Annotated in this window: 10 protein-coding genes and 1 pseudogene; all 11 read left to right on the top strand. The window is 28.5% G+C overall.

The window, feature by feature from the left end:
* The first annotated feature begins 322 nt into the window (after positions 1-322).
* The 11 genes and pseudogenes from A500_RS14875 to A500_RS14840 all read left to right on the top strand — a co-directional run bounded on the left by A500_RS14875 (position 323) and on the right by A500_RS14840 (position 7031).
* On the top strand, positions 323-1060 hold the full coding sequence (locus A500_RS14875; RefSeq protein WP_016208389.1) for a GntR family transcriptional regulator: 738 nt from the start codon (positions 323-325) through the stop codon (positions 1058-1060).
* Between the two features lie 259 nt (positions 1061-1319).
* The gene (locus tag A500_RS14870) at positions 1320-2108 is read left to right on the top strand and encodes a PTS mannose/fructose/sorbose/N-acetylgalactosamine transporter subunit IIC (protein ID WP_016208388.1); all 789 of its coding nucleotides are present in this window, start codon (positions 1320-1322) and stop codon (positions 2106-2108) included.
* Positions 2093-2797, top strand: coding sequence for a PTS system mannose/fructose/sorbose family transporter subunit IID (locus A500_RS14865; RefSeq protein ID WP_051993173.1), 705 nt, complete (start codon positions 2093-2095; stop codon positions 2795-2797). Before A500_RS14870 ends, A500_RS14865 begins: the two co-directional genes overlap by 16 nt.
* A gap of 11 nt (positions 2798-2808) precedes the next feature.
* Positions 2809-3222 (top strand): PTS sugar transporter subunit IIA, encoded by a 414-nt coding sequence (locus A500_RS14860; protein WP_016208386.1) that lies wholly within the window; start codon positions 2809-2811, stop codon positions 3220-3222.
* Entirely contained in the window at positions 3222-3497 is a 276-nt protein-coding gene (locus tag A500_RS14855; RefSeq protein WP_016208385.1) for a preprotein translocase subunit YajC, read from the top strand. The genes A500_RS14860 and A500_RS14855 overlap by 1 nt, the downstream gene beginning before the upstream one ends.
* Positions 3498-3509: 12 nt before the next feature.
* Positions 3510-3785, top strand: a complete 276-nt coding sequence (locus A500_RS21430; protein WP_242835146.1) for a hypothetical protein — start codon at positions 3510-3512, stop codon at positions 3783-3785.
* 37 nt (positions 3786-3822) lie between these two features.
* Positions 3823-4017: pseudogene (locus A500_RS21425) on the top strand (heparinase II/III family protein); the annotation flags it as partial.
* A 30-nt stretch (positions 4018-4047) separates the two neighbouring features.
* Positions 4048-4875: a heparinase II/III domain-containing protein gene (locus A500_RS21930; RefSeq protein WP_341349960.1), complete on the top strand. Its 828-nt coding sequence runs from the start codon at positions 4048-4050 to the stop codon at positions 4873-4875.
* Positions 4875-5285, top strand: a complete 411-nt coding sequence (locus A500_RS21415; protein ID WP_016208384.1) for a hypothetical protein — start codon at positions 4875-4877, stop codon at positions 5283-5285. The genes A500_RS21930 and A500_RS21415 overlap by 1 nt, the downstream gene beginning before the upstream one ends.
* A gap of 112 nt (positions 5286-5397) precedes the next feature.
* Positions 5398-6036: a bifunctional 4-hydroxy-2-oxoglutarate aldolase/2-dehydro-3-deoxy-phosphogluconate aldolase gene (locus A500_RS14845; protein WP_016208383.1), complete on the top strand. Its 639-nt coding sequence runs from the start codon at positions 5398-5400 to the stop codon at positions 6034-6036.
* A 53-nt stretch (positions 6037-6089) separates the two neighbouring features.
* Entirely contained in the window at positions 6090-7031 is a 942-nt protein-coding gene (locus A500_RS14840) for a sugar kinase (RefSeq protein ID WP_016208382.1), read from the top strand.
* The last annotated feature ends 204 nt before the right edge of the window (positions 7032-7235 follow it).

The raw sequence follows: 7235 nt of genomic DNA, 5'->3' as shown, positions 1-7235 counted from the left end.
TTTATATTTAAAAAATTTCAACAAAAATTTTTTTAATATCTTGACAACGGTTTCTAGCTATAATATTATTACATTAACAGGTTAACATGTTAAGTTGTAATTAGGTTAAGTACTAAACCAAAAAAATGACTTTTAAATTTATATAATTAATTATAAAATTCTAAGATTCATAATTACTAAAATGAATTAAAAATCTACTTAGTAGATAATTTAAGAATTTGATATTAATTATTAAATGGAAACTATAACTTGAAGGCCTTAATGATATAACATATAATAAACTTAACATATTAACATGTCATATTATTAAGGAGGAATAGAAATGGTTTCTAAATATCAAATTATAAAACAAGACATTATTCAAATGATTGAAGATAAAAAATTCAAACCCGGAGATAAGATATATTCAGAAGGAGAATTGAAAAAAATTTATAATGTTAGTAGTACAACAGTTGTAAAAGCTCTTCAAGATTTAGTTTTAAGTGGATACCTTATTCGAAAACAAGGTGAAGGTACATTTGTAAGAAAAAACTTTAAGCATAGACGTGCATTTATAGATGAAGGTAGTCCAATAACTCAGGAGTTTAAAGAGCAATATAAAATTGTTGAAAGTAAAAAATTAATTTATGTAAAAGAAATAGAAAATCCAGAAATAGCAAAGAAACTGAATGTTAGATCAAACGATATTTTAGTAGAGTTCTGTCGTGTTGGTTATGTAAATGATAGACCTTGGCATGTACAAAATAGTTATATTCCTAAAAAATATTTAAAAAACTTTCCATATAATGAGCTGAAAGAAAGTAATAGGCTTTCAGATGAATTAAGGAAAATGTTTGGAATAAATTTAATGACATTGCCAATGAAGAAAAAAATAGAAATAGAGTTTCCAATTGTAGAGGATAAGGTATGTGAGATTTTAAAAATAGATAGAAATATACCTGTTTATAAATCAGAAGGAATAACATACTATCCAGAAAAGCAGCCTTTTGAATTTGTTAGAAACTACATACATTATAAATTTTACTCAATTGAAATTCAAACTGAAGATAATGTCGAGTGATGAATAGAAAAAGACATTAAGGAGTTAAAAAAATGCGAGTAATTAAAAAAGAATCATTAGTTGGTAGTGAGCGTTACTTAAATGGAGGATTTTTAACCAAAAAAGAAATTAAAGATGCTTTAGATGATTGTATTACGTAAATTAAGAGATAAATATAATATTAAATTTGATACTAAAACATCACCAGTATCAAATGATGGTGTTCAAACAATAGAAGCTTTAAATAAGGCGATATTATAGAATAGAGGAGGATTACATTATGGAAATTACATTAGTTCAAGCACTTTTAATTGGACTAGTAACTGCATTTTGTTATGCAGGACAATTATTAGGTATTTATACTAACCGTTCAATTGTTATGGCATTCTTTGTTGGATTAATCTTAGGGGATATCCCAACGGCTCTAACATTTGGGGCATTAGCAGAATTAGCATTCATGGGATTTGGTGTTGGTGCAGGTGGTACAGTTCCTCCAAACCAATTAGGACCTGGAATCGTTGGAACAATAATGGCTATAACTTTAAAAAATCAAGGAGTTACTCCTGAATCAGCCTTATCACTATCATTCCCGTTTGCGGTATTATTCCAATTGCTTACTACTAGTTTATATACTGCTTTCTCTGGAACAACAAGTAATGCTAAAAATTTAATAAAAGAAGGTAAGTATAGTAAATTCAATGTGGTTGCTAATCTTACATTTATAGGCTTCTTAGTTGTTGGATTTATAGTAGGTCTAGCATCAGCAGTAAGTTTACCTGCTTTACAAGCATTTGTTGATGTTCTACCACAATGGTTAGTTAAAGGATTCTCAGTTGCTGGTGGACTTGTACCTGCAATAGGATTTGCAATGATTATGTCAGTTATGTTAAAGAAAGAATACATTCCATATGTGTTATTAGGATATATATGTGTTTCATATTTAGGATTACCAACTATGGCTACTGCACTAGTTGGAGCAGTATTTGCAATAATTATGTATAACTTAATGGATTTAACTATAATTCATATCAAGGAACAGGATATTTATTTGCAATATTACCAGCGTTAAAGAAAATTTTTAAAAATGAACCAGATAAGCTAAAAGAAATAGCTGGTGGAAATATTGAATTTTATAACACAAGCCCTCATATGGTACCTTTTATAACAAGCTTACAATTAGCAATGCTTGATCATGGTGAAGATGTAGAAGATGCTCGTAGCATTAAAATGGCTTTGATGGGCCCTTTAGCAGGTATTGGTGATTCTCTTGCACAATTTGGTGTAGCTCCATTATTTTCAACAATTTTTGCTGGATTAGCAATGGATGGATTAAGCTTTGCACCTATGGCTTTCTTTATAACTATAAATGTTACATTGTTTATTGTTAAATTGTTAATGGGACATTTAGGATATAAACTTGGAACTAGTGTAATTGCTACTTTAAGTGAAAAAATTGGACAAATATCTCATGCAGCAAATATTGTTGGTGTTACTGTAATTTCTGCATTAGCAGTTTCGTTTGTAAAGGCGAAGATAGGTATTCAATACGCTACTACCCTTGCAGCAGGAGCTGATACAAAAGAACAAGTAGTTTCTCTTCAAGGAATTTTAGATAAGATACTTCCAAATATGTTACCTGCTGTTATTACTATAATAGTATTTGTATTAGTAAAAAAATATAAATGGTCAACATATAAGTTACTAGCTTTATTATTTGCATTAGGTATAGTACTTTCATACTTTGGTATCCTGGTTTAGGAGGTATTGAAATGCAAAAGATAATTATAGTAGGACATGGAAATTTTCCAAGTGGAATTTTATCAGCAGTATCTCTACTAGTAGGAGAAAATGAAAATATTATAGGTCTAAATTTAAATGGTGAATTAACACATGAGCAATTTGAAGAACAATTAAAATCTATTTTAGATCAGAACGATCATGCTATAGTACTAGCAGATTTAACTGGAGGAGCTCCTCATCAAATCTCAGCTCGTTTAGTATTAGAATCTGGTAATAAAAATCAATATGTTATTTCCGGGGTTAATCTGGCATTAATTGTTGATATAGTAATGAAAAGTCTTTTTGGTGAAGTTTCAGATGATGAACTGCAAGATACATTACTTAAGTCTATTGATGAATGTAAAGAAACAACTACTCTATTAAGTGCTAGGATGATGGGATAATGAGTAAAAATAATATAACTTTTATAATAATAATTATTATAACATCTTTAGCATTTTTTATACTATCGTCAATTATTCAATATAAAAGAGTAAAGAAGAATAGTGAAGAACATTCAAGTTTTCTTGAAGGGCTTAAAATTGGTGAAAAAATTGTATTGAGTTCAGGAGTTTTGGGCGTGATATTGCATAAGAATAAAGATAGTTATTCTATAGAAATAGCTAAAGATGTTATAATAGAAGTTTTACCATCTAGTATTATAGGAAGAAGAAAATGAGGATATTAAATTATGATAACTTTTGATTTAGTGAACAGGTATAGTAGTGAATTTTTAAAAGGAACTTGGGAAGAAAAAGTTAAAAGTAATTGTAGTAAGGAAATAAAAAGAGCAAGATTTCAAGGTAATTTATTATGTGAAAATATAATTATTTATAATGATCCTATGGATATGGAATCAACCTCTATCCCATATATATTTGATGGAGTTAATTGGAATAAATCTCTTAATGGAGATCCAGAATGGATTTTTATGTTAAGCAGACACAGAAGAGTTAAAACTTTTTGAGGAGTCTTTAAAAGTACACTTAAACTATCTTTATGAAGAGTATAAACCAAAGCAGCTCTTAAGTAACTGGGGGGTACTATTAGTAACGGGAATATTATCGGTATCGATATTATTTCCTGAACTAGTAGATGAAGATCATAAAAATTGGGCGTGGAATTTATTGAGTGATCAAATTGAAATACAATTTTATAAGGATGGAATTCAATGGGAACAAAGCCCTCTTTATCATCATGAAGTTGTTTTGAGTATTGCTTATGTAATAATGCATGCAGAATATACAAAGCAAGAAATGAAGGTAAATATTCGTGAGAAGCTAAAACCGTTAATTTATGCATCACAATATTATGTTAAACATAATAATAAATTATTATCACTACATGATAGTGACGGTGTCGATTTTTCTTACGTATATAGTATATATAGATGTTTAGGGTTAACGTCTGAAAAAGTATATAATAATGAAAAAGGAATTTTATTTGTTGGTAAGAAATATGATAAAATGTCTAATTTCAATTATGAAGAAAATGAAAATATTAATGGGTGTTTTAAGCAAAAAGATAGTGGTTTTTTAGCATATAAAGATAAAAAACATTTGATAACAATGTTTAATGGACGTCATGGTAGTGGACATGGTCATGCATCACTTGGAAGTGTAACAATAAGTTTGAATAAAGAAGATTTAATAGGAGATCCAGGTAGATTTACATATCAACAGGATTCTGTTATTAGAAGCAGTTTAAAAAGGCAATGGATGCATAACACAGTGGATGTTGATAATAAAGAGGGATTTATTATTAATGGAGCTTGGTCTTATGACGAAATACAAGATCCTATATCTAATAATTATGTTCAAGATGGTAATTATATAGTATTAGAAAGTTCTTGGGTTGGAAAATCAATAAATAAGCTAAAAAATAAAAAAGATATCCAAGGGGAAGAACTATATATAATTAAAAGAACTGTTTTTATACAGTCAGAAATGAATATTGTTATTATATTTACCAATATTGAATATCCAGGCAAACATAAATGGCGTTCAATTTATAATATTGAGCAACAGCAAAATGCATTAATGGTGAAAAATATATAATGAAGACAAATAAAAGAAATTTTGCAGCGGATGTTTTATATGGTGAGAAATTTAAACACAGTAAGAGTATATTTTCTAATAAATATAATCAATTATGTAATAATGATAAATTGATATCAGAAGAATTTTTTACAGACAGAGGCAATAAAGTAGAAGCATTTTATGAGTATGATTTATTAAGTGTTAGGAAAGTAAATGTTCATCAAAATGGGAGCAATTCATCAGCAGATAAAGATAAAATAATAGGCTTTGAAATTAAAATTAACGATACAAATAAGAAATTTTCTGTTTATTATTGTGCTTATGATACTTTTAAAGGCGATAAGCTTTATATAAGTGAAAACAACCATAGCATATATGGAAAATTAACTGTATTTGATGAAAAAAATAGAAGAATAAAGTTATTATAGGATTTAAGAAAAATAATAATACATTAAGGTGGGTTGGATTTGAAGGATGGAATAATCATTTAAATTCAACCCAATTTTTATAATAAATAAATTTCATGATAGGAGAGCTTATATGAATAAACAAGAAGTAAAAATGATAATGAAGAAAAAGTTAATAGCAGTGATTAGAGGAAATAATTTAGAGGAAGCAGAACTTATATGTAAAACTCTTGTAGAATCAGGAATAACAACTTTAGAAATTACATTTAGTTTGCCTAGAGCAGAAAAATTAATCAAAAATTTAAAGAAGAATTTACCTAATGCTCTTATTGGAGCTGGAACTGTTTTATCTAGAGAACAGGCAGCCTTAGCAATATCAAATGGAGCAGATTTTATTGTATCACCATGTATAGTAGAAGAAGTAGGTCAGTTCTGTAAAGAAAAAGATGTTTTTTGTTCGATGGGAGCTGCAACACCAACAGAAATATATAACTCTTATTTAGCAGGAAGCGATGTGGTCAAGCTATTTCCTGGAGATTGTATATCTATGAATATGATTAAAGGGATAAAAGCACCAATGCCTTTTATAGATATTATGCCAACCGGTGGAGTTGATGATAAAAATATTAATGATTGGTTTGATAATGGGGCTTATGCAGCAGGATTTGGAGGTTATTTAACAAAAGGAATAAATTCATCTAACCTTAACTTACTAAAGGAACGCTGTGAAAAACTAATCAAGGCTGTTAAAGCAGAGGATATAGATATATAAAGAAAAATAGTTTTTTACCAGTTACAACTAGATTATACAAGGAGGATTAATAAGTGAGTGACGTTATATTATTTGGAGAGCCTATGGCTTTATTTATAGCAAAAGATGAAGGAAATATAGACGAAGTAAAGAATTTTAAAAGATCATTAGCAGGGGCAGAGGTAAATGTGTGCATAGGTCTTACAAGATTACAGCATAAAGTTTCGTATATAACAAGATTAGGAGAAGATCCTCTTGGAAAGTATATAAAAAGGTATTTAGAGGAAGAAAGAATTAGTACAGAGTTTGTTACTTTTGATAAATTAAATAAAACAGGAATTATGTTAAAAAGTAAAGTCTTAGTTGGTGATCCTGAAACAGCTTATTATAGAAAAGACTCTGCTTTTTCAAAAATGAAAGCAGAAGATATTGAAGCTATAGATTTAGAAGGTGTGAGATTACTTCATATTACTGGAATTCCACCAGCATTATCACAAGGCTGTAGAGAAGCAACTTATAGATTAATGGATAGGGCAAAGGAAAAAGGAATATTTATTACTTTTGATCCAAATTTACGTCTAGTATTATGGGAAAGTAAAGAAGTTATGATTGAAGTTATAAATGGTTTAGCTAGAAAATGTGATTTAATTTTACCTGGAATTGAAGAAGGACTAATATTAACGGGAAGTAGTAGTCCAGAGAAAATAGCTGATTTTTATAATGAATTAGGAGTTAATGAAATAGTTGTAAAGTGTGGGGGTAAAGGGGCTTATGTAAGAAATAACAATGAAAGTTATTTCCAAAGGGGATTTAAAGTTGATAAAGTAATTGATACGGTTGGGGCTGGAGATGGTTTTGCGGTAGGAATAATAAGCGGAAAGCTAGAAAGTTTAAATCTTAAAGAATCTGTAATAAGAGCTAATGCTATAGGGGCAATACAAGTTACATTTGAAAGTGATAATGAAGGACTGCCAACAAGAGAAAAACTAATTAAATATATGGAAAGTAATGTTTAAGTTAAAAAACGTGATGCTTTAAGCAAAATCTAATATATTATTTAATTTATATAATTAATTGATTATACTTTTAATATATAAATTGATAATATATTAGTTTTTTTTATTTTATAAATTTAAATTACGTTAATAAACTTACGTTATAGTACATACATTATTACGAAGTTAATTACGATTTAGTATACTAGTGGTGGTCGGCGGTCT

The sequence above is a fragment of the Clostridium sartagoforme AAU1 genome (assembly GCF_000401215.1).
In the GTDB taxonomy this organism is placed as follows: Bacteria; Bacillota; Clostridia; order Clostridiales; family Clostridiaceae; genus Clostridium; species Clostridium sartagoforme.
Note: the sequence above shows the minus strand (reverse complement) of the source record. Positions and strands in the feature narration are given on the sequence as shown.